22 protein-coding genes and 3 pseudogenes are annotated in these 21,177 nt (G+C 71.4%); 13 read left to right on the forward strand and 12 right to left on the reverse strand.

Annotated elements, in window-relative coordinates; genetic code table 11:
- Positions 1-10: 10 nt before the first annotated feature.
- Positions 11-295 (reverse strand): annotated as a pseudogene (locus tag A2U95_RS27930) (MFS transporter); the annotation flags it as partial.
- On the reverse strand, positions 292-1,692 hold the full coding sequence (locus tag A2U95_RS27935; protein ID WP_166028068.1) for an NAD(P)-binding domain-containing protein: 1,401 nt from the start codon (positions 1,690-1,692) through the stop codon (positions 292-294). The gene A2U95_RS27935 and the pseudogene A2U95_RS27930, both read right to left, overlap by 4 nt.
- Before the next feature lie 106 nt (positions 1,693-1,798).
- On the opposite strand from A2U95_RS27935, the gene A2U95_RS27940 reads away from it, so the two are divergent.
- The 4 genes and pseudogenes from A2U95_RS27940 to A2U95_RS32205 form a co-directional block, all read left to right on the forward strand.
- Complete coding sequence (locus tag A2U95_RS27940) at positions 1,799-2,872, forward strand: flavin-containing monooxygenase (RefSeq protein ID WP_166028070.1); 1,074 nt, start codon at positions 1,799-1,801, stop codon at positions 2,870-2,872.
- Between the two features lie 42 nt (positions 2,873-2,914).
- Complete coding sequence (locus tag A2U95_RS27945; RefSeq protein ID WP_166028072.1) at positions 2,915-3,292, forward strand: ArsR/SmtB family transcription factor; 378 nt, start codon at positions 2,915-2,917, stop codon at positions 3,290-3,292.
- On the forward strand, positions 3,289-3,822 hold the full coding sequence (locus A2U95_RS27950) for a GNAT family N-acetyltransferase (protein ID WP_166028074.1): 534 nt from the start codon (positions 3,289-3,291) through the stop codon (positions 3,820-3,822). Before A2U95_RS27945 ends, A2U95_RS27950 begins: the two co-directional genes overlap by 4 nt.
- Positions 3,823-3,880: 58 nt before the next feature.
- A pseudogene (locus tag A2U95_RS32205) lies at positions 3,881-3,979 on the forward strand (IS5/IS1182 family transposase); the annotation flags it as partial.
- Positions 3,980-4,052: 73 nt separating this feature from the next.
- Here A2U95_RS32205 and A2U95_RS27955 read toward each other — a convergent pair.
- Together A2U95_RS27955 and A2U95_RS27960 are read right to left on the reverse strand one after the other, a co-directional pair.
- On the reverse strand, positions 4,053-4,310 hold the full coding sequence (locus A2U95_RS27955; RefSeq protein WP_166028076.1) for a hypothetical protein: 258 nt from the start codon (positions 4,308-4,310) through the stop codon (positions 4,053-4,055).
- Between the two features lie 291 nt (positions 4,311-4,601).
- Positions 4,602-5,093 carry a GNAT family N-acetyltransferase gene (locus tag A2U95_RS27960; protein ID WP_166028077.1) on the reverse strand — a complete coding sequence of 164 codons (492 nt, stop codon included), beginning with the start codon at positions 5,091-5,093 and terminating at the stop codon, positions 4,602-4,604.
- Positions 5,094-5,826: 733 nt separating this feature from the next.
- On the opposite strand from A2U95_RS27960, the gene A2U95_RS27965 reads away from it, so the two are divergent.
- From A2U95_RS27965 to A2U95_RS27975, 3 genes are all read left to right on the forward strand, one after another.
- Positions 5,827-7,002 (forward strand): glutathione-independent formaldehyde dehydrogenase, encoded by a 1,176-nt coding sequence (locus A2U95_RS27965; protein ID WP_166028079.1) that lies wholly within the window; start codon positions 5,827-5,829, stop codon positions 7,000-7,002.
- 405 nt (positions 7,003-7,407) lie between these two features.
- Positions 7,408-8,346 (forward strand): SRPBCC family protein, encoded by a 939-nt coding sequence (locus A2U95_RS27970; RefSeq protein WP_166028081.1) that lies wholly within the window; start codon positions 7,408-7,410, stop codon positions 8,344-8,346.
- Entirely contained in the window at positions 8,343-9,518 is a 1,176-nt protein-coding gene (locus A2U95_RS27975; RefSeq protein WP_166028083.1) for a zinc-dependent alcohol dehydrogenase, read from the forward strand. The genes A2U95_RS27970 and A2U95_RS27975 overlap by 4 nt, the downstream gene beginning before the upstream one ends.
- A 409-nt stretch (positions 9,519-9,927) precedes the next feature.
- Here the strand turns inward: A2U95_RS27975 and A2U95_RS27980 are convergent, their stop codons facing one another.
- The 5 genes from A2U95_RS27980 to A2U95_RS28000 form a co-directional block, all read right to left on the reverse strand.
- On the reverse strand, positions 9,928-10,827 hold the full coding sequence (locus A2U95_RS27980) for a macrolide 2'-phosphotransferase (RefSeq protein ID WP_166028085.1): 900 nt from the start codon (positions 10,825-10,827) through the stop codon (positions 9,928-9,930).
- Between the two features lie 134 nt (positions 10,828-10,961).
- A complete protein-coding gene (locus A2U95_RS27985) occupies positions 10,962-11,813 on the reverse strand; it encodes an ABC transporter permease (protein ID WP_420857071.1) in 852 nt (283 codons plus the stop codon).
- Positions 11,814-11,824: 11 nt separating this feature from the next.
- On the reverse strand, positions 11,825-12,736 hold the full coding sequence (locus A2U95_RS27990) for an ABC transporter ATP-binding protein (protein WP_166028089.1): 912 nt from the start codon (positions 12,734-12,736) through the stop codon (positions 11,825-11,827).
- Positions 12,733-13,083 (reverse strand): transcriptional regulator, encoded by a 351-nt coding sequence (locus tag A2U95_RS27995; RefSeq protein WP_166028091.1) that lies wholly within the window; start codon positions 13,081-13,083, stop codon positions 12,733-12,735. The genes A2U95_RS27990 and A2U95_RS27995 overlap by 4 nt, the downstream gene beginning before the upstream one ends.
- Positions 13,080-13,586 (reverse strand): hypothetical protein, encoded by a 507-nt coding sequence (locus tag A2U95_RS28000; RefSeq protein WP_240958254.1) that lies wholly within the window; start codon positions 13,584-13,586, stop codon positions 13,080-13,082. Before A2U95_RS28000 ends, A2U95_RS27995 begins: the two co-directional genes overlap by 4 nt.
- A 623-nt stretch (positions 13,587-14,209) precedes the next feature.
- Between A2U95_RS28000 and A2U95_RS28005 the strand changes: the two genes are divergently transcribed.
- Positions 14,210-14,917 carry a CBM20 domain-containing protein gene (locus A2U95_RS28005; protein ID WP_166028095.1) on the forward strand — a complete coding sequence of 236 codons (708 nt, stop codon included), beginning with the start codon at positions 14,210-14,212 and terminating at the stop codon, positions 14,915-14,917.
- Between the two features lie 111 nt (positions 14,918-15,028).
- On the opposite strand, the gene A2U95_RS33075 is transcribed toward A2U95_RS28005, so the two are convergent.
- On the reverse strand, positions 15,029-15,607 hold the full coding sequence (locus A2U95_RS33075; protein WP_240958256.1) for a hypothetical protein: 579 nt from the start codon (positions 15,605-15,607) through the stop codon (positions 15,029-15,031).
- Between the two features lies 1 nt (position 15,608).
- On the opposite strand from A2U95_RS33075, the pseudogene A2U95_RS33080 reads away from it, so the two are divergent.
- The 3 genes and pseudogenes from A2U95_RS33080 to A2U95_RS28025 form a co-directional block, all read left to right on the forward strand.
- A pseudogene (locus A2U95_RS33080) lies at positions 15,609-15,755 on the forward strand (Rrf2 family transcriptional regulator); the annotation flags it as partial.
- Between the two features lie 82 nt (positions 15,756-15,837).
- Positions 15,838-16,590 carry an SDR family NAD(P)-dependent oxidoreductase gene (locus tag A2U95_RS28020; RefSeq protein WP_166028096.1) on the forward strand — a complete coding sequence of 251 codons (753 nt, stop codon included), beginning with the start codon at positions 15,838-15,840 and terminating at the stop codon, positions 16,588-16,590.
- Between the two features lie 62 nt (positions 16,591-16,652).
- Positions 16,653-17,069, forward strand: coding sequence for a nuclear transport factor 2 family protein (locus tag A2U95_RS28025; protein ID WP_166028098.1), 417 nt, complete (start codon positions 16,653-16,655; stop codon positions 17,067-17,069).
- Positions 17,070-17,345: 276 nt separating this feature from the next.
- Here A2U95_RS28025 and map read toward each other — a convergent pair whose 3' ends face one another.
- A complete protein-coding gene (gene map, locus A2U95_RS28030; RefSeq protein ID WP_166028100.1) occupies positions 17,346-18,128 on the reverse strand; it encodes a type I methionyl aminopeptidase in 783 nt (260 codons plus the stop codon).
- Positions 18,129-18,193: 65 nt separating this feature from the next.
- On the opposite strand from map, the gene A2U95_RS28035 reads away from it, so the two are divergent.
- On the forward strand, positions 18,194-18,493 hold the full coding sequence (locus A2U95_RS28035) for a helix-turn-helix domain-containing protein (protein WP_166028102.1): 300 nt from the start codon (positions 18,194-18,196) through the stop codon (positions 18,491-18,493).
- Positions 18,494-19,066: 573 nt separating this feature from the next.
- Here the strand turns inward: A2U95_RS28035 and A2U95_RS28040 are convergent.
- The gene (locus tag A2U95_RS28040) at positions 19,067-20,017 is read right to left on the reverse strand and encodes an AraC family transcriptional regulator (protein ID WP_166028104.1); all 951 of its coding nucleotides are present in this window, start codon (positions 20,015-20,017) and stop codon (positions 19,067-19,069) included.
- Positions 20,018-20,127: 110 nt separating this feature from the next.
- On the opposite strand from A2U95_RS28040, the gene A2U95_RS28045 reads away from it, so the two are divergent.
- Positions 20,128-21,162 carry an aldo/keto reductase gene (locus tag A2U95_RS28045; RefSeq protein WP_166028106.1) on the forward strand — a complete coding sequence of 345 codons (1,035 nt, stop codon included), beginning with the start codon at positions 20,128-20,130 and terminating at the stop codon, positions 21,160-21,162.
- The last annotated feature ends 15 nt before the right edge of the window (positions 21,163-21,177 follow it).

Below are 21,177 nucleotides of genomic sequence, written 5' to 3' on the forward strand. Positions count from 1 at the left end.
CCCCGCCGTCGCCCGTGGTCATGACGGCGCGGGGGCCGCGCTGGTCGAGGATGCGTCCGACGCGGATTCCGGCGAGTGCGGAGATGACGAGAGCGAGGGAGAACGCCGCGGTGGCCGCCCCGGCCGGCCGGCCGGTGGCGGCGGTGGTCCGGGGGTTGAGGACGGGGAAGGCATGGTGGACGATGCCCCAGCTCACGATCTGCGTGGGGCAGAGGGCGGGTGGGGCGGCGCGGGGCCGTGACCGGTCCCCCGTTCCGGTCGCGGCCCCGCGAGTTGATGAGCCCGGGCTGGTCACGAGCCGCAGCAGCCGCCCGCCGGGGCCTCCTCGGCAGCCGCCCCGGCCGCGGCGGGGGCTCCGAGCTGGACGAGCTGCGGCGCGGGCGCGCAGCAGCCGCCGTCGCCCTCAGCGGCGTCGGGGGCGTCGAACAGGCCGGCGCCGCCGCAGACTCCGGTCTCGGGCAGAGTGAGTTCCACGCGGTCGGCCGCGTCGAGGTCGCCGGCGATCGCGGCGGCGACGGAGCGGACCTGCTCGTAGCCGGTCATGGCGAGGAAGGTCGGGGCGCGGCCGTAGGACTTCATGCCGACCAGGTACACCCCCGGTTCGGGGTGGGAGAGCTCGCGGTGGCCGTGCGGGTAGACGGTGCCGCAGGAGTGCTGGTTGGGGTCGATCAGCGGAGCCAGTTCGACGGGTGCCTGGAGGCGCTCGTCGAGGCCGAGGCGCAGTTCGTCGAGGAAGGACAGGTCGGGGCGGAAGCCGGTCAGGACGATGACCTCGTCGACCGGGTCCAGGCGGCGGCCGTCCTCCCCGGCCAGGATCAGGCGGCCGTCGGTGTCGCGCTCGATCGTCTCGGTGCGGAAGCCGGTGACCGCGTCCGCGTGGCCGTCGTCGACGGCGGCCTTGGCCGCCAGGCCCAGGGCGCCGCGGGCCGGGAGCTGGTCGGCTTCGCCGCCGCCGAAGGTGGAGCCGGAGATGCCCCGGCGCAGGATCCACACGCCCTTCGTCCCCGCACCGTCGTCGGACGTGGCGAGGTCGGCCAGGTAGGCCAGGGCGGTGAAGGCGGAGGCGCCCGAGCCGATCACAGCGGTGCGCCTGCCCGCGTACCGGGCGCGGACGGCCGGGTCCTTCAGGTCCGGGACGCGGTAGGTGATCCGGTCCGCGGCGGCCTTCTCACCGAGCGCCGGCAGACCACTGCCGCCGGCCGGAGACGGAGTGGCCCAGGTGCCGGAGGCGTCGATGACGGCGCGGGCGAAGACACGTTCCTCACGGCCGCCGATGTGGGCGACGTGCACGACGAACGGCTGCTGCTCGCGGTCGGCGTCGACGATCCGGTCCCGGCCGGCCCGCGAGACGCCGGTGACGGTGGCGCCGGTGCGGACCCGCTCGCCGAGGACGTCGGCGAGCGGCTGGAGGTACTGCTCGGCCCAGTCGCCGCCGGAGGGGTAGGTGGCCGGGTCGGGCCGTGTCCAGCCGGTGGGGGCCAGGAGCTTCTCGGCGGCCGGATCGACGACCTCGCCCCAGGTGGAGAACAGCCGCACGTGCGACCACTCGCGGACCGCGGCGCCGGCGGTGGGCCCGGCTTCCAGGACCAGGGGCTCGATGCCCTGGTCGATCAGGTGGGCGGCGGCGGCCAGGCCGGCGGGTCCGGCTCCGATCACGACGACGGGCAGCTCGGCGGTGGCGGGCGCGTTCACGACGACTCCTTGTGGTTCGACATCTGTCGATGGCTTGCGCGGCCCAGCATGGCACCTGTATTGATGGGCGTCAACATAGACATGCGTCGAAACCAGGGGATCGCTCATGGAGCACATCGACGTCGCCGTCATCGGTGGCGGCCAGTCCGGACTCGCCACCGCCCACGCGCTGCTGCGCCGCGGGCTGCGGCCGGTGGTGCTGGAGGCGTCCGGCCGTACGGCCGGATCGTGGCCGCGCTACTACGACAGCCTCACGCTGTTCTCGCCCGCCCGGTACAGCTCCCTGCCCGGGATGCCGTTCCCCGGCGCGGACCGTGACCGATATCCGCATCGCGATGAGGTCGTCGCCTATCTCACCGCCTACGCCGACCGCCTGGACGCCGACATCCGCACAGGCGAGCGCGTCACCTCCGTGCGACGCGACGGGCCCGTATTCGAAGTGGCCCTCGAAGGCGGCGGCCGGCTCAGGGCGCGGGCTGTCGTCGCGGCTTCCGGCACCTTCGGCCGACCGCACCGGCCGGCGCTGCTGCCGGGGCCGGCGGAGTTCACCGGGCAGGTGCTGCACGCCGCTGACTACCGCAGCCCGGCCCCCTTCGCCGGCGGCCGGCTGGTGGTGGTCGGGGCCGGGAACTCCGCGGTGCAGATCGCCGCCGAGCTCGCCGAAACCGCCCGCGTCACGCTCGCCACCCGCGGGCCGGTGAAGTTCGCAGCCCAGCGAATCCTCGGCCGCGACCTGCACTTCTGGACGGCCCGCACCGGCCTGGACATCGCACCCCTCGGCCGGCTTCTGCCGAGCCCGCCGGCGCAGCCGGTCCTCGACGACGGCCGCTACCGCGCCGCCCTGGCTGCCGGGCGGCCCGACCGGCGACCGCTGTTCACCGGCGCCGACGGGAACAAGCTCATCTGGCCGGACGGGCAGCGGGAGGAGGTCGACGCGATCGTGCTCGCCACCGGTTACCGGCCCGACCTGCCCTATCTCGCGTCCCTGGACGGTGCCCTGGACGCCGACGGGAGCCCCCGGCACCGCGAGGGCCTGGCCGCCGGCGTGCCGGGGCTGGCGTTCGTCGGGCTGGAGTGGCAGCGCAGCCTCTCGTCGAACTCGCTGCGCGGGGTGGGCCGGGACGCGGAGCGGATCGCCCGGCGCCTGACCGCCCACCTCGCCCACCTCGCCCACCGATGATGAGCCTCCCCACAGTGGTTCGACGTGTGTCAACATAGACGCATGTCGAATGCGAAGGTGTTGCCGCTGCTCGAACCCGCCGACGGTCAGGGTGCGGCACCGTGCTGCCCGCCGCTGACCGAACGCCCGATGACCGCCGCAGAGGCCGAGACCGCGGCGCGGATGTTCAAGGCGCTCGGTGACCCGGTGCGGCTGCGGCTGTTCTCCGCCGTTGCCTCCCACGAGGGCGGGGAGGCGTGCGTGTGCGACATCTCCGACGTCGGCGTCTCCCAGCCCACCGTCTCCCACCACCTGAAGAAACTGAAGGAGGCCGGGTTGCTCACCTCCGAGCGGCGCGGCACCTGGGTCTACTACCGGATCGAGCCGTCGGTGCTCGCCGCGATGGGCAAGCTGCTGGCCATGCCGGCCGCGGCCCGATGACCGGACGGACAGAGGGGGAAGCGGTGGGCGGGGCGCTGAGCGCGGCGGTCGTGCCACTGGCGGCGGAGCACGCCGAGCAGGTGCTGGCGATCTACCGGGCGGGGATCGACGAAGGGAACGCCACCTTCGAGACCACCGCCCCTGCGTGGGAGGCGTTCGATGCGGCGAAGCTGCCCGAGCACCGCTTCTCCGCCGTCGACGAGAGGGGGACGGTGCTGGGGTGGGTTGCGGCGAGCCGCATCTCCGACCGGTGCGCGTACGCAGGTGTGGTCGAGCACTCCGTCTACGTCCACCCCGCCGCGCGCGGGCGCGGCATCGCCTCCACCCTGCTCAAGGCGCTGATCGACTCCACCGAGCAGGCAGGGATCTGGACGATCCAGTCCGGGATCTTCCCCGAGAACACCGCCAGCCTCGCCGTTCATGAGCGCGCCGGGTTCCGGGTCATCGGCACGCGGGAGCGGATCGGGCGCCATCACGGCGTCTGGCGCGACGTCGTCCTTCTCGAACGCCGAAGCCCCGCCATCACCTGACCGTCAGCTCAGCTGTGCGATCTCGCGTGCGGCATCACGGGCCGGCCAGAACGTGCACCGGCTGCGGCGCGGCAGTCGGGGCGGGCGTCCGCCTGCCTTCGACCGTGAGGCTTACAAGCAGCGCGACATCGTCGAGCGGTGCGTCAACCGCCTCAAGTGAGGCGAGGGATCACCACTCGCTGATCCAAAGGAAGCAGCTCAGTCCACGCTGCGGCAGAGGCGCGCGGGGATCACTCGCCGAAGACCTCGGCCATCGTCAGTGCGCCCTTCTCGGAGCGGCCGGCCGTGTTCCAGCGGCGGTAGGCCGCCACGGCGTGCATGCGGGCGCGGGCCTCGCGGAGTTCCCGGCTGCCCGAGGCGGCCGCGAGGTCGGCGGCGAGGACTTCGGTGATGTAGTCGCTGAGGCCCATGCCGGCGCGGGCGGCGGCGGCCCTGACCTCGGCCGCGAGCTCCTGGGGAACCTGAGCGTTCAACTGGGTCTTGGCCATGCCGAAAGTCTAGGGATTTCCCCAGTGCCGGGCAGGTCCTCGTCGTTATCGGTAGAACCTGGCCTGATTGACCCCGGTGGGGCACACGGTTTGTCACCCGTGCTCATTCCTCGGCCTTCCGTCATCAGCGACGAGGCCGGGGCGGACTGCTGCAGGACGGGGTGGCGTCCGATCCTGCTTCGCCGTCGGGTTCGTCCAAGGTCTCGCGCGGTGTCCGCAGCTGATCCCGTCCGAGCCCGCGCCACACCGCGCCGGCGGCCCCGGCAGGGCCGGACCGTGCGAAGACTTCCCTCAGTCAGTGGCGCCGACGGGTGCCGTCGCGGTGCCGCGGTGCATGATGTGACCGGTGGCGGTGAACGCCTCGTTGCCGACCAGTGGGCCGGTCCGGGTCTCCGTGACGATGAATCCCTCGCCGGCGTAGAGCGCCTCGGCGGCCGGGTTGCCGTCGAGCACCGTGACCTCGACCCTGGGGCCGGCGGCGGCAACGGCGTGGCGCAGCAGTGTCCTGCCGATCCCCTGCCGGTAGCGCTGAGGGTCGACGTACAGCCAGGTGACCTCGTCGTCGTCGAGCGCGACGAAACCGGCCACTTCCCCGTCGGCCTCCGCCACCCACAGCCGGCCGTCGAACAGCCCCTCCGGCTCAGCGGTCTGCGCGAGCGTCAAGAACGCATCGAGGCCGACGGAGTGGCGCAACTCGTCAAGGCGCGCGGCGTCGTGGATGCGCGCGATCGCGTCCCAGTCGTCGTCGGCGTACGGCCGGACCTCGATCTTCAAGGGTGGCATGCTCACGATCCTCCCGGTCCGCCCACGGCCGGCGCAACGCGTTTACGCCGCCACCGCGGCATGTGACGGGAGCGGGGCGACCGGCGCGGACGGGGTCCCTTTTCCACGGGCGGAGGGCCGGTGAGCGGGCTGGGAGTGCGCGCCCCACGGGCGGGCACACCGGGTGCGCACGGTGGACGACGTCGCGCGCACCGGTGCGCCGTGCTCAGCTTGTCGTGCCGGTTCGTGTCGCGATCTGGCGGAAGCGGACATGCCTGGATCGAGTACTCGGCGTTGACGGACTTGGTGCGGCGCGGAATTCGCTGCACCCTCCCCGACCGGGCTGACCAGGCGTGCAACCGCCGAGAACTCGGGATCGGGCTTGGAGAGCGACAAGGCGGTCCGGGCAGCCGCCTATTCCAAGCGCGAACAGGAACGCCGCCGCATGCTCGAGAAAGACCAGGACTAGCTGGTGGCCCGAGTCGGCAGGCGGGATGCGATGAATCCGCTGATCGACGGGTAAATAGCCGTTTCGTACCAAAGGCCGACGGGGACCCGAATGGCACGCCGCCGGAGCGCCGGAGTTCCGCCTGGCGGGCTGACGGCTCACCGTTCCATCTGATCCGGGTGAACGGCCCACAGAGGCGTGCCGGAGCCACGGCCCCCGTCGCACCAGCATCGGGAGTCAGTTGCTCTGTGCGCGGTCTCATCACCGCCGTGCCGTGGTCATGGTGCGGCAGCAGGGGAAGTCATCATGAAGGCAGCGGTATATGAAGGTCCGCGAACGGTCACGGTGAAGGACGTACCGGACGCGAAGATCGAGCATCCCTGCGACATCATCGTCAAGATCACCACTACCAACATCTGCGGTTCGGACCTGCACATGTACGAGGGCCGTACCTCATTCGAGTCCGGCCGCACCCTGGGGCACGAGAACATGGGCCAAGTCGTGGAGGTCGGCTCGGCCGTCCGCAAGGTCCAGGTCGGCGAGTACGTGGTTCTGCCCTTCAACATCGCCTGCGGCTTCTGCAAGCAGTGCGAGCAAGGTCTGACCAACTACTGCCTGACCATGCAGCCGGATCCAGCCCTCGCGGGAGCCGCCTACGGGTTCGCCGAGATGGGCCCCTACCAGGGCGGCCAGGCGGAACTGCTGCGTGTGCCCTACGGCGACTTCAACGCGCTGCGTCTGGGCGAGGACGCCGCCGAGCGGCAGACCGACTACGTGATGCTCGCCGACATCTTCCCCACCGGCTATCACGCCACCGAGATGGCCCACGTCAAGCCGGGCGACCAGACCATCGTCTTCGGGGCCGGCCCCGTCGGACTGATGGCGACCTACTCCGCCCTCCTCAAGGGCGCCGGCCGCGTCTGGACGGCCGACCACCAGCCCGACCGGCTGCGCAAGGCGGAGGAGATCGGGGCCATTCCCATCAACACCGCCGAGCAGGACCCGGCAGAGGTCGTCAAGGAGGCCACCCTCGGTCTGGGCGCCGACAACGGCTGCGAGTGCGTCGGCTACCAAGCACACGACTCCGAGGGACACGAGGACGCCAGCCTCACACTCAACGGACTGATCGACTCGGTCAGGTTCACCGGCGACATCGGCGTGGTGGGCGTGTTCCTGCCCCAGGACCCCGGTGGCGCGGAGGCCCAGGGGGAGCTGGAGGCGCAGGGCAAGGTCCCGATCGACTTCGGCATGATGTGGTTCAAGGGCCAGCGCATGGGCACCGGGCAGGCGCCGGTGAAGAAGTACAACCGGGCGCTGCGGGACCTGATCGCCGGCGAGAAGGCGAAGCCGAGCTTCATCGTCTCCCACGAACTCAGCCTGGACGAGGCTCCCACCGCCTACGAGCACTTCGACACCCGTGACGAAGGCTGGACCAAGGTGGTCCTGCATCCCGACGGACACGGCAACGGCCACAAGCAGTAAAGACTCCTGAGGCCGCCGTCCCGCCCGCATCCCCGGACCGGACCGACCGCGTGCTGCGGCGTCCGGTCCGCTCGATCCGAGCCGGCGGCCATCGCTCGGTCTCCGGCCCGGTGGACGAAGGGCGGACGCCTCCCTCAGCCGGCTCGAGGACGCGTGCTCGACAGGCGGGGGTCCGCACCCGCTCCTGAAGTCAGGGATCCGCCGGAAATACCGTCCGTCGAATCCACGGCGCGCGTCACGACGCCGCGGTACCGGACAGCCGCGCCCGTTCGGGTGGCGAGGGCCGGGGCTTGCATGCGGGCCGGGCGGAACTCCGGCATCGCCCGACACGTGCGGGCTTCACCTTCTCACTCGAGTGACCCAACGCCTTCCTTCCGTTCATCCCACCGCACGCGGGGAGCACTCATGAAGACGGACATCCGCTCCACCTCCCGCCTCCGGCAGGATCCGCTCGTACGCGGCCTCGGCTGGACCAGCGCGCTCCTCGGCGTGCCCCAGGTCGTCGCCCCGGCGGGCTTCGCCCGGACCTTGGGCGTGGACGACACTTCCCGGCACCGCTCGGCCACGACCGCCGTCGGTGTGCGTGAGCTGGCAGCGGCGACCGGTCTGCTGGGGCGGCCGCATCCCGCCTGGCTCTGGGGCCGAGTCGGTGGCGACCTCATGGATCTGGCGATGCTGACCCGAGCCCTGAGGAACCACGACGGTCGCGGCCTCGGCCGCACCGTCGTGGCGACCGCCGCGGTCACCGCCATCACCGCCACGGATGTCTACGCGGCCGTGACCCGCACCCGTAGGAGCACCCCCATGGAACTGACCGCGGCCACCACCGTCACCCAGCCCCCGGACGAGGTCTACGCCCTCTGGAAGGACCTGGAGCGGCTGCCGGACTTCATGGCGCACCTGGACGAGGTGCGCGTCACCGGCCCGCGCACCAGTCACTGGCGGGCCGGCGCGCCGTTCGGCAAGGAGGTCGAATGGGACGCCGAGACCACCCAGGACGTCCCCGGCCAGTTGCTCGCCTGGCGGTCGGTGGACGGCGCCGACATCGACAACTCCGGCGAGGTCCGCTTCGCGCCTGCCCCCGGCGGCCGGGGCACGGAGATCAAGGTGACCCTGCGCTACGAACTGCCCGGCGGGGCGCTGGGCAGGGCCGCGGCGCGCTACTTCGGCGAGGAACCGCACCAGCAGCTGGACGACGACCTGCGCCGCTTCAAGCAGATCGCGGAGACCGGTGAGGTCGTCCGCTCCGAGGGCGCACCCGGCGGCAAGCGGGCCCGGAGGGAGTTCCCGCAGCACCCGGCCCGGCCGCTGACCGAGGACGAACTGAAGGAGGCCCTGGCATGAAGGCGAACTGCTGGACGGGACGCAACTCGGTCGAGGTGCAGGACGTTCCCGACCCGTCGATCCTGAACAGCCGCGACGTCATCGTGAAGATCACCGCGACGGCGATCTGCGGCTCCGACCTGCATCTGGTCGACGGCTACGTCCCCACCATGGAAAAGGGCGACATCCTGGGACACGAGTTCATGGGAGAGGTCGTCGAGGTCGGCCCCGGCATCAGTGACGGCGACCTACGCGTCGGCGACCGGGTCGTGGTGCCCTTCCCCATCGCCTGCGGCGCTTGCGCGTCCTGCCGCGCGGAGCTGTACTCGTGCTGCGAGAACACCAACCCCAACGCCGGCCTGTCGGAGAAGCTCTTCGGTCACCCCACCGCCGGCATCTACGGCTACTCCCACCTCACCGGCGGCTTTGCCGGCGGCCAGGCCGAGTACGCCCGGGTGGTGCTCGCCGACGCCAACGCCCTCAAGATCGAGTCGGACCTCAGCGACGAGCAGGTGCTGTTCCTGTCCGACGTCCTGCCGACCGGGTACATGGGCGCCGACATGTGCGACATCCAAGAAGGTGATGTCGTCGCAGTCTGGGGCGCCGGTCCGGTCGGCCAGTTCGCCATGGACAGCGCCCGCGTCCTGGGCGCGGAAAAGGTCATCGCGATCGACAAGGAGAACTACCGGCTCGACATGGCCGCCGCCCAGGGCTACACCACCATCGACTTCGAAGACAACGACGTACGGTCCGCACTGCTGGAACTCACCGGCGGCCGAGGACCCGACAAGTGCATCGACGCGGTCGGGCTGGAAGCCACACACGGCGCCTCCCACGTTCACCTCTACGACCGCGCCAAGCAGGCGGTCCGCTCCGAGACCGACCGGCCGCACGCCCTGCGCCAGGCCATCCTGTCCTGCCGGAGCGGCGGCGTGGTGTCGGTCATCGGCGTCTACGGCGGGTTGATCGACAAGTTCCCGGCGGGTGCCTGGATGAACAGGTCCCTGACCCTGCGCACCGGGCAGTGCCACGTGCAGAAGTACATGAAACCGCTGCTGGGTCTGATCGGACAGGGCAAGATCGACCCCACCCGGGTCATCACCCACCGGCTGCCCTTGACCGAGGGACCGACCGGCTACGACCTGTTCAAGAACAAGAAGGACCGCTGCGAGAAGGTCGTCCTCGCACCGTGAGGGCCGCGCCGATGAAATGCGGCACCATGTGCCGCTGTCGCCGACGAGCCGAGTCGGCCCTGGAGGCGTGGGCGGCCTCGTGAGAGCCTGTCTTCTGCTTCACGCCCCGGTCGCCACCCGTGGGCGACACGCTCGGACCAAGCCTGGCGAGCGACAAGGGCAGCCGTCCATGTGGACCGGAGGAAGGCGCCCGCGATGTGGAGCGCGGCCAAGTGGACGATGGCCGTCTTTCTCATGACGGGTGGCACTGCCGCGCCACTGCTTCAGGCGGTTGTGGATCACCTGGCGGTGACCCCGCCGGCCATCCCGTTTCGGCGTACGGTCCGGCAGTGACAACTCGATGCGCACCCATTGCGCGTCAGTCAACTGCACACCCAGACCAAAGATCAGATGATCTAAACGAAACGGCCTAGTCCTCGGGGTTCAGCATCGCCGCCGCGGTGGCCAGGTCGGTCTCGGCGCCGGTGGTCAGCGCGTACAGGGCGTACCCGATCGGGGAGGCGTCCCACAGGTGCTTGGCCTGGGCCGCCAGGCCGGGGTGGACGTGCCCGCCCGCCTGCTCGTACGCGGTGAGGGTGGCCTGCAGCATCTCCTCGCCCGCGGCGCCGTACTGAAAGGACAGGTCACGGGCGGGGTCGTCCACGCGGGCGGTGGTCCAGTCCAGGATCCCGGTGATCGCGCCCTCCTCGTCGAGCAGCACGTGCGCGGGATAGATCTCGCCGTGGGTCATCACGGTCCGCTCGGGCCAGCAGGTGTCGTCGTCGAGCCAGGCCTGCCAGGCATCGGACAGGGCGGGGAGGACGGTGAAGGCCTCGCTCACGCGGGCGATGTCGTCCCGCCACGCCTGGCGCACCTGGGCCGGGGTGCGGACCTCGACGCCCGCGGCCTCGGCCTGTTCCGGGGTGATGGAGTGCAGACGGGCCAGCAGGCGCCCCAGGCGCTCGGCGTAGTCCGGGCTGGCGGGGTCCATGTGCCAGTCGGGCTTCCCGGCGTCGGTCAGGGTCAGACCCGGGGCGCCGGGCAGGGCCGGGTAGGCGATCAGCTCCGGGGAGCGGATCTGCCAGTCGGGGACCGCGACACCGTCCTCGGCCAGGACGGGAGCGACCAGGTCGAGAACGCGCGTCTCGGCGGCCATGCCCTCGGAGACGTCGGCGCGGCGCGGTATGCGCAGCACCCACCTCCGGCCGGCCGTGTCGGAGGCCATGACGACGCGGTAGTCCAGGCCCGCCTCGTTCACGGTGGCGTCCTGCGCGGAAAGGCGCGGGCCGTGGGTGGCGGCCAGGGCGATGACGTCATCGATCGTACTCATGGGGCCACGCTCTCATCCGCGCCCGCACCGCCTCCAGTTCTTTTCCCCTCACCGGCCGTGGCGGCGGCGCGGCCGTCCGCGCCGGCCGTCCGCGCCGGCCGGGCCCGTCCGACCCCGGCCGGCCCGTGACCGTCCTACGAGGGCGCGGCCCCGCTCTGTGCCGCCTTGCGGTGGCGCGCGGTCAGGCGGGAGCCGGACTCGCGGCGGGCGGCGCGGCGCAGGAGGGGAACGGCGAGGAGGAAGCCGAGGACGGCCCAGGCGGTCAGGACCGCGGCCACCAGGGGGAGTTCCCAGGAGCCGGCCGCCTCGGCGGCCCGCGCCGAGTCCGGCAGCAGGGCCGAACGCAGGCCCTGCGCCATCCACTTGAGCGGGAAGACGGAGGCCACCTGCTGGACGGGTACCGGCAGCGAGGTGAGCGGGAACACCGTCCCGGACGTGACCAGCAGCCCCATCACCGGCAGCATGATCAGCGCCAGTGCCTCGCGCGGGTTGGGCAGCACGGCGCCGATGGCCGCGCCCAGCGGCACGACGGCGAGCAGTCCGAGCGCGGTGACCCACAGCAGCGTCAGCCAGCCGCCCGGCCCGTGCGGCAGCGGTCCGTCCACCAGGACGGCCGCCGCCAGCAGGAGCAGTGCCAGGGTGCCGACGGCCGTGCCGACCACCAGCAGGCACTTGGCGATCAGGTAGGCCGGTATGCCGCCGGGCGTGGCGCGCAGCCGCAGCAGGGCGCCCTCCTCCCGCTCGGTCACGAGGATCTGCGGGAGGGTGACCAGCCCGACCTGGAACAGCAGGTAGGCGGCGAACCCGGCCAGTACGAGGTGGGCCATCGGGGTCCGGGTGCCGGGCACGTCGTCACCGACGAAGGCCGCGACGGCCAGCGCGACGGCCACGTTGCTCAGGTGGCCCGACAGCTCTTTGGGATTGCGCAGGAGCTGACGCAGTTCGATGCCGCCGCGCTGGAGTCCGGCGCGCAGGCAGCCCTTCATGTGTGTTCCCCTCATGCGGCCCGTTCCTTCGCGTCCTCGGTCCCGTCCGTGTCGTCGGCCGCCCGGTGCACCATGTGCAGGTACGTGTCCTCCAGGGTCGGGCGGCGCACCTCCAGGCCGGGGATCGGCCCGTCCGCGTCCCGGTGGAGTTCCCAGACCAGCCGGGAGGGGTCCTCGGAGCGCTCCCGGCGGGGCGTCCCGTCGTCGGCCGTCCAGCGGACCTCGGCCTGGGCGGCGGCCCGCCGGGCCAGTTCCGCCGGGGTGCCGCAGGCGCGGATCCGGCCGCCGACCAGCATGGCGATCCGGTCGGCGAGCCGTTCGGCCTCCGCCAGGTCGTGGGTGGTGAGCAGCACGGTGACGCCCTCGTCGCGGGCCAGCCGTTCGACCAGGAGGTGGAACTCGTGCCGCGCCTCGGGGTCGAAGCCGGTGGTCGGCTCGTCCAGGAAGAGCAGTTCGGGGCGGCCGACGATGCCGAGGGCGACGTCCAGCCGCCGGCGCTGGCCGCCGGAGAGCCGGTTCACCTGCCGGTCCGCCTGACCGGTGAGACCGACCAGCGCCAGCAGTTCGGCCGGGTCGCGCGGGTCGGGGTAGTAGGTCGCGAAGTGCCCGAGCAGCTCCGCGACCCGCCAGCGGGGGTGGTCCCGCCAGGACTGGAGGACCAGTCCGATCCGGCCGCGCCAGGCGTCGTCGCCCCGCTCCGGGTCGGCTCCGAGGACGCGGACCTCACCGCCGGACCGCCGGCGGAAGCCCTCCAGGATCTCGACGGTGGTCGTCTTCCCGGCGCCGTTGGGTCCGAGCAGGGCGAAGACCTCACCGCGGTGGATGTCCAGGTCGACGCCGCGCAGGACGTCGGCGTCGCCGTAGGCCATCGTCACGTCGCGGGCCTCGACGACGACGTCGGCGGGCGTGCGCGGTGGTGTCATCGTGCGGCCTCCGTGGGGAGCCGCGGGCCCGCCGGGGCGGTGGCCGCCGGTGGGGCGGCGCCCTCGACGATCGCCCGGAGCGCCGCGACGTGTCCTTCGAAGGCGGCGCGGCCGCGGTCCGTCAGCCGTACCCTCGTGCGCCGTTTGCGGCCGCCGCCCTCCTTGTGGAGCTCGAGGTATCCGGCCTCCTCCAGGGTGTGGAGCTGCTTGGAGAGCGCGGAGTCGCTGAGCGAGAGGCTGTCGCGGACGAACGCGAAGTCCGCCCATTCGGTGGCGGCGAGCAGCGCGACCACGGACAGCCGGGTCGAGGGGTGGATCAGCTCGTCGAAGCCGTTGGGAGTGCTCACCGGCCCGCCCCCTCGTGCGTCCGCAGTCCGCCGCGGCCGCGCAACGAGCCGGTCGACCACCGGCTCACCGGCCCGGCGAACAGCACGAAGACGGCCGCCGAGACCGTCGCCTGAACCAGTGCGCCCGTCATCGGCTCCAGCGGCTCGACCAGCCGGCCGGACAGCACGACCGTCCCGCCGGTCATCACCGCGCCCGCGACGAAGGCCGTGAGCATCCGCCGGTCGCAGCGGGAGTGGTGCAGCCGCACCCGGCTCCTGCGGCTGTGGGCCCGGGCCATGGATCCGAGCACCACGAGGTACCCGGCCAGGGCCAGCCAGACACCCCACGTGGGCGGTTCCAGCCCCATGCAGACCAGGAAGACCCACATGGCCGCGGCCGTCGCGTAGGTCGTGCGGGGGCTGCCGGAGGCCGATCGCTCGACCTCGTCGTAGACCCGTTCCTGCGGCACCCGGATGCGCTGCAGGTCCCTCCATGCCTGTTCGGCATCGACCGGTGTGCTCACGGCCACCGCCTTCCCATACGTGTTCCGCCGCTGATCAACTTTCCTGGTGGGAAAGTTACTCCTGACTTTCCCGGTAGGCAAGTAATGTGCGGGCGGGACCGCGGAACCTGGAAGCGGCGCCCCCCGCGGGGGTCTGGGCGGCGCCGCGCCGGCCCGTTCCACCGGCAGCGGGCCGGGACCTCCGTGCGGGTGCCGTCCGGACAGCGGCCGTCCGTCATCCGCATTGCTTCAAAGGGTTGAAGCAGCGTTCGACCACGTTGCGCTGCTTGTGCAGGGGCTTGCGGGGCTGAGAAGCCTGAAAGATTTTGCGTCATCTTGCGCAAGGCCGGGGCGGGCCTCCGCGGGGGCCTGGTCACCGACGCGAGGTGGCCTGTGGGTGAAGTCCGTGAAGCTCCGCAGGCGGCCGCTTCCTCGGCGACCAGCTTGATTGATTCTCTGCCTCGGGTTTCGACGGTTCGTTCAAGACTTCAAGGAAGTCACCAGGCGGGTCGGACGTCACGGCTGAATCACATGCATGGTTAAACGCTTCGAGCGCATGCAGTCACCACTCGACTTCAAGCTGTGTTGGGATGGGCGCGGCCGGCGGGCGTGGATCCGCCGCCACGTTCCGTCGAAGGGATGTCATGCTCTCGATACGTCAGCGCGTGCCCGCCGCCCTGCGGCCGCTGCTCGTGCTCGCCGTGCTCCTCGCCGGACTGCTCGCCGGCACGGTCCCCCACGCCCGGGCGGCCACGGCGCAGGACACCTCGGTCACCTTCCACGTGCAAGCCACCACGGCAGGGGGGACCCTCCTCGTCACCGGCAATGTTCCGCAGCTGGGATCCTGGGACCCGGCCAAGGCCGTCCCCCTGGGCACCACCGCGAGCTCCTATCCGAACTGGTCGGCCGACGTCCAACTGCCCGTCGGCGCCACCGTGCAGTACAAGTACCTCATGCGCTCCCGCACCGGCACGGTGACGTGGGAGAGCATCCCCAACCGCACCCTGACCGTCTCGCCGGACGCGCCGGGCAACCACGACAGCTGGAACGTCAGCCCCGTCTCCGCCATGTTCCGCGCCACGGCCACCACCGGCTGGGGCCAGAACCTCTACGTCACCGGCAACCTGCCCGACCTCGGCAGCTGGGACCCGGCCAAGGCCGTCCCCCTCACCACCGGCTCCGCCACCTACCCGCTGTGGACCGGCGCCCACCAGCTGCCGCCCAACACCACCGTGCAGTACAAGTACTTCAAGAAGAACCCTGACGGCACCGTCACCTGGGAGAACGGTGACAACCGCACCGTCGTCACCCCGCCCACCGGCACCCTGACCGTCGACGACACCTGGCGCTGACCGTCGACGACACCTGGCGCTGACGCCCGGCGCCGGGGCCGAGGGGTACGTGATGGATACCCCTCGGCCCCGGCGTCCGCCAGTATTCCCTGCCCGACGACCTGGTGGTGGTCAGGTCCAGCGCATGCCGACGGCGGACAGCTGGTCGGCACACTCCAGCGACAGCGTCACGGCCCTGGAGCGCTGATTGACGGCCCGCGCCCCGAGTCCGATCTCTCGTTTCTCCTGTCGCCCGCCGCTCTCGCCGTCGCGCCTGTCGTCCCCGCCACCGGCAATGGTCCGTTCGGTGTGGTCTCCGAGGACGCGCAGGTGCCCTTCGCATTGGTGGTACGGGGTAGTGGCGGTGAAGTCGATGGCCCAGTTGCCGGCTTGGCTGCACCGCGGCTTCGGCTTCTCCTGTTCAGCTGCGGGCTCGCTCCCGAGGATCTGCTCGCACAGCCATTGCTGTGCGGTCCACTGGCGAAGCGCCGTCATGCCGAGAACGCTGCTCAGCGCCGGGCCGTCCGGAACGGTCGTGGAGCAGCGCTCTCGACTCCGCCCGGTGAGCGGATCCGCGTCCGCGTCAAGACGCCTGGCTCGGGTTCGTCCTGCGGAGATTTGCCGCATGTCGTCGTAACCAATATTGTTATGACGGCGTTGAAGGGTCGAGGGGGCGAGGTCCGAGATGAGCGCCAACAGCAGGCTGACCATCGCGGCGCCTGACCCCGCGTGCGTCGTGGGCCGCGGCATCGGACCGGCGCTGACTTCCGTCTACGACGGGATCGAGGCCGCCCTCCGCAGGGAGCTGGCGAGAACCACACTGGAGGACGTCCTGAGGGACGTACTCAAAACCGCCTAGCCCACCCCTGGTCCCGGTGGTGGCACCTTTCCGCGCCCGTCAATGTAACAAAAATGGTTACCTCAAAGATTCAGAGAACCCCGTGGGACAGCTGGACGGCAGGACCGCCCTGGTGACCGGCGCCTCCACCGGCATCGGTCTGGCCATCGCGCGCAGGTTCGCCTCCGAGGGAGCGACGGTCTACCTGACCGGCCGCCGCAAGGCCGAACTGAACACCGCTGTCGCGCAGGTCGGCAGCCATGGGATCGGCATCCAGGGCGATGTGTCGCGGCTCGACGACCTCGACCGGCTCTTCGCCGAGATCGCCAAGCGCAGCGGCAGCCTCGACATCGTCGTCGCCAACGCCGGCGTCGGGGACTACCGTCCGCTCGGCAGGATCACCGAGGAGGAGTACGAACAGACCACCTCCATCAACCTCAAGGGCACGATCTTCACCGTCCAAAAGGCCCTGCCCCTCCTGGCGGCCGGCGCGTCGGTGATTCTGCTCTCCTCCAGCGCGGCCCTGCGCGCCGCCCCGGGCCTCGGCGTCTACGCCGCCACCAAGGCCGCGATCCGCAGCCTCGCCCGCACCTGGGCTGCCGAACTGGCCGGCCGCGGGATCCGGGTCAACGCCCTCACTCCCGGCCCCGTCGAGACCCCCGACGCTGACGAGCTGCGGGCCGCGTTCCCGCAGGGCGATCGGTCCGCGGTGGCCGGTCCCGCCACACCGACCCCGCTCGGCCGCGCCGGTCGTCCCGACGAGGTCGCTGCCACCGCCCTCTACCTGGCCGGAGACCACAGCTCCTTCACCACCGGTGCGGAACTGCTCGTCGACGGCGGCGTCACGCAGCTCTAGGGGTGACGCGAGGCGCATGCGACACACCCACCCCACGAGTACGAGGGACAAGGACGAACACCGTGACAACAGATGCCCAGACCTCACGGGCAGTGGCCGAGCAGTTCCTGGAGCGCCTCGGCAGGCGGGACCAGGACGGCATCCAGGAACTGTTCGCGGCGGACATCGACTGGCACGTCCCCGGCAACGACGAACTGCCCTGGACCGGCCGCCGTACCCACCGGGAGGAAGTCGCGCCCTGCTTCACCACGATGTGGCCGCACTTCGTACCCGGCAAGAGCAAGGTCGTGCTGGAGCGGATCATCGTCGACGGCGGTGACGTGATGCTGCTGGGGGTCTTCACGCACACCGTCGCGTCCACCGGCAAGGAGTTCACCACCCCGTCGGCCATGCACCTGGTGGTCGAAGACGGCGAGATCGTCCGCATGCACCTCTACGAGGACACGCTGAGCGTCGACCAGGCGTTCACCACCGACTGAGCGCGACAAGGGCTCATGGGCGTCTCCCGCGACCCGCCCCAGGCGACACCGGACACGGGGTGTACATCGCCCTGATGTCGGGCCGTACGGCATCCCGGCTCGCTCCGGACCGCTCTGCCGGCTGTGGAGCCCGCGGCGTCCACGCCGATGGAGGTCGGACTTGCGTACGCCCGCGTCCCACCCCGGACCTGGTGGTGCTTCGTCAGGTCCTGCTCCAAGCCGCTCGCGCGCCTGCGGGGTGGAGGTGCCTGAAGGAGGGGAACGCGGGGTCCGGCCTCACGGCTGCGTCCGCGTGGGCAGGGTGAGGATCTCGGCTCCGTCGTCGGTGATGGCGATCGTGTGCTCGCTGTGCGCCGTCCGGCAGCCCGTCGCGCTGCGGAGCGTCCATCCGTCGGCATCCGTGACGAGCTGGGAGGTGTCCGCCATGACCCACGGCTCCAGGGCGAGCAGCAGCCCGGGGCGCAGTTTGTACCCACGGCCGGGCCGTCCGGTGTTCGGGACGTGCGGGTCCTGGTGCATGGTCGATCCGATGCCGTGACCTCCGAACTCGGTGTTGATCGGGTAGCCCGCCTCGCGGAGGACGGCGCCGATGGCGTGGGAGAGGTCGCCGATGCGGGCGCCGGGCCCGGCGGCGGCGATTCCCGCGGCCAGCGCGCGTTCGGTCGTTTCGATCAGCGCGATGCTCTCCGCAGGCCTGGTGTCGCCGACGACGAAGCTGATGGCGGCGTCCGCGGCGACTCCCCCCTTGGAGACGGCGAGGTCGAGGGTCAGCAGATCCCCGTCGGCGAGTGCGTAGTCATGGGGAAGCCCGTGGAGCACGGCGTCGTTGACGGCCGTGCAGATGTAGTGGCCGAACGGGCCGCGGCCGAAGGAGGGCGCGTAGTCGACGTAGCAGGACTGCGCTCCCGCCTCGGCGATCATCTTCTCCGCCCACCGGTCGATGTCGAGCAGGTTCGTGCCGACCGTGGTGCGGCCCTTCAGCGTGTGCAGGATGTCCGCGACCAGGGCCCCTGAGGCTTTGGCCCGGGCCAGCAAGGTGGGGTTCAGGATCTCGATCATGTGAGGCTCTTCCCGTGCGGCCAATAACTATACCGGTCAAACTATACCGGTCTAGAATGGGGGTCATGGTCAGGTTGCCGCTCACCCCCGCAGAAGTCGCACGCGGTCAGCGCCTCGGCGCCCTCCTGCGTCGGGCCCGGGGCGAACGCTCGATGCTCGAGATCGCGCTCGAGGCCCGCGTCTCGCCGGAGACCCTCAGGAAGATCGAGTCGGGCCGCGTGGCCACCCCCGCCTTCCCGACCATCGCGGCGATCACCGACACCCTCGGCCTCTCCCTCGATGCGGTGTGGGCCGAGATCAGCAAGCCCGATCACGGCATCGGTCCGGTGACCGGCCGCAGCGCCCGTGAACGGCTGTCCGCCTGAGAGAACTCCTGGCGCTGTCCCGCCGCGGGTTCCGGTTCGCTTTCCGTGAGGCGGTCACCTCCTGTTCGGCGACGTCGGCCGCCGAGGTGATCACTGATCACCTGTGGCCGGAGAGCCGGGCCCGGATGAGCAGCTGGCCCCCAGAGGTGGACGAGGTGCTGGAGGCACCAGGGTGACCGCCTGAACGGAGGGTGGCCGGGGCCCGCCGGCGACCGGCTTCGTCCACGAGAACGGACAGCAGGTGCTTCCCACGTCGGGAGGTACTCCTGCCTGGTGTCGTCCGATCGCGGCAGTTACGGGGAGTGGATACCGGCGTGCCCCCTGCCGGGCCAGGGGCTGTTTGGGGTTCGGATCATGTGGTCCAGGCACCGTCCTTGGGCCCCCGGAGGCGCGCCCGGGTGGCGGCATGCCGTGGTGGGGTGTGGGGACGGGCCGCCGGGTGAGGGGAGGGCCGGGTGGAGATGCCCCGGGCGAGCCGGGCGGGGCGGCGCGGCCGCCGTCGGGATCTCCTCCCGCGGCAGGACCCCTGCGCGCGTCGACGGCGCGTACGGCGCGCGAAGCCGCGGGTTGTTCTCAGACCGTGGCGCTGGACTCGGCGGATTCGGCGGACTCCTCGCGCACGCGCAGCCGATAGCGCAGCGGGGACTCGCCGACGACCCGTTTGAAGGCGGTGCTGAACGCGCTCTCCGAGCCGTAGCCCAACTCGCCGGCCAGCGCTCCGACGCGCGCGTCGCTGTCCCGCAGCGCGCGCTGGGCGAGCACCATCCGCCAGCGGACCAGATAGCTCAGCGGCGGTGTCCCGGCGACTTCGCGGAAGCGCTCGGCGAAGGTCGTCCGTGACATCGCCGCGGCCTGGGCGAGTTCCTCCAGACTCCAGGCCCGGCCGGGGTCGGCGTGCATCCGGTCGAGCGCCGGGCGCAGCCGCTCGTCCGCGAGCAACCGCAGTACTCCCGGCGGCAGTTGGGCCTGTCCGACGTACGCCCGCAGCACCTCCAGGAGCACCAGTTGGCCATACTGCCGGACGGCGAAGGCCGAGCCGATCCGGGCGGCCGTCGCCTCGTCGAAGAGCCGGGTCAGGCAGGAGAGCAGCCGGTCCGAGCCCGTCTGTGCGGCGCGGATGTGGGCCAGCGGCGGCAGGGAGTCGACGAGCAGCGTGCGGCCGGCCTCGTTGAGGTTGATGCAGCCGCCTATCAGGATGTCGTCGGCGCCGCGGTCGGAGCCTGCGAAGGCGGCTGCCGTGAACTCGGACTCGGGGCGCACTTCGCGGCGCGGTGGGTCCCCGGCCTCGAACGCCACCCAGCGGCGTCCGGTGAGGATCGCCACGTCGCCGGTCTCCAGCTCGATCGGCCGGTCGACGCCGTCGGTGGAGAGCGTGGCCCGGCCGTTGACCATCGCGAAGAACTTCACCGGGTCGTACAGCGGTCCCCGCGACTGCCAGCCGCCCCGGGCCACCGCCCCGCCGGTCAGCACCCCACGTACCTCGACCAGGTCGAAGACCTCGGACAGCCACTCGCCACCGCTCATATCCCCACGCTACCGTACTCTCGCTAAAGAAATCCGGACGGACAACTATTCATCGTACGGGTCGGAGTGGAGAGGCTGGGGGTATCCCCGATCCACAGGAGACAGCAGACATGCGCTACCGAACCCTCGGCCGGACCGGCATCCGGGTCAGCCCGTACGCACTCGGCGCCATGATGTTCGGCGCCATCGGCAACCCCGACCACGAGGAGTCGATCCGGATCATCCACCGGGCGCTGGACGCCGGTATCAACCTGGTCGACACCGCCGACATGTACTCGCGCGGGGAGTCCGAGGAGATCGTCGGCAAGGCTCTGGCCCAGGGCGGCCGCCGGGACGACGTCGTACTCGCCACCAAGGCGGGAAACCTCATGGGGGACGAGCCCAACCACCAAGGGGCCTCCCGCCGTTGGCTGTTCAAGGCGGTCGAGGACTCGCTGCGCCGGCTGGGCACCGACTACATCGACCTCTACCAGATCCACCGCCCGGACCCGGACACCGACATCGAGGAGACCCTGTCGGCGCTGACCGATCTGCAGCGGGCCGGCAAGATCCGGGCCTTCGGCACCTCCGCCCTGCCGGCCTCGGACATCGTCCGGGCGCACTGGGTGGCGGAGTCCCGCGGACTGGCCCGGCCGCGCACCGAACAGCCGGTCTACTCGATCCTCAACCGGGGCATCGAACGCGAAGTTCTGCCGGTGACCGAGGAGTTCGGGATGGGCACGCTGGTCTGGTCGCCGCTCGGCGGCGGCATGCTGACCGGCCGCTACCGCAAGGGCCGGGAGGCCGACACCCATCGTGCCCACTACGGCTTCCAGCACCTCAAGGACGACCGGCGCCTCGACGCGGTCGAGCGGCTGATCCCGCTCGCGCAGGAGGCGGGGATGCCGCTGACTCACCTCGCGATGTCCTTCGCCATCGCCCACCCCGGTGTCACGTCCGCGCTGATCGGCCCGCGCACCATGGCCCAGCTCGACGACCTGCTCGCCGGCGCCGACCGCGTCCTGGACGACGACCTGCTGGACCGCATCGACGCGATCGTGCCGCCGGGAACGGACGTAGGCACCCTCGACATGGCGTACCAGCCGCCGGCCCTCCTGCGTACCGCCCTCCGGCGCCGACGGCCCGAGGAACGGGCGGCGGCTTAGGGGCTGTTCGGGGTT

The organism is Streptomyces chilikensis, from assembly GCF_001642695.1.
Classification (GTDB): domain Bacteria; phylum Actinomycetota; class Actinomycetes; order Streptomycetales; family Streptomycetaceae; genus Streptomyces; species Streptomyces chilikensis.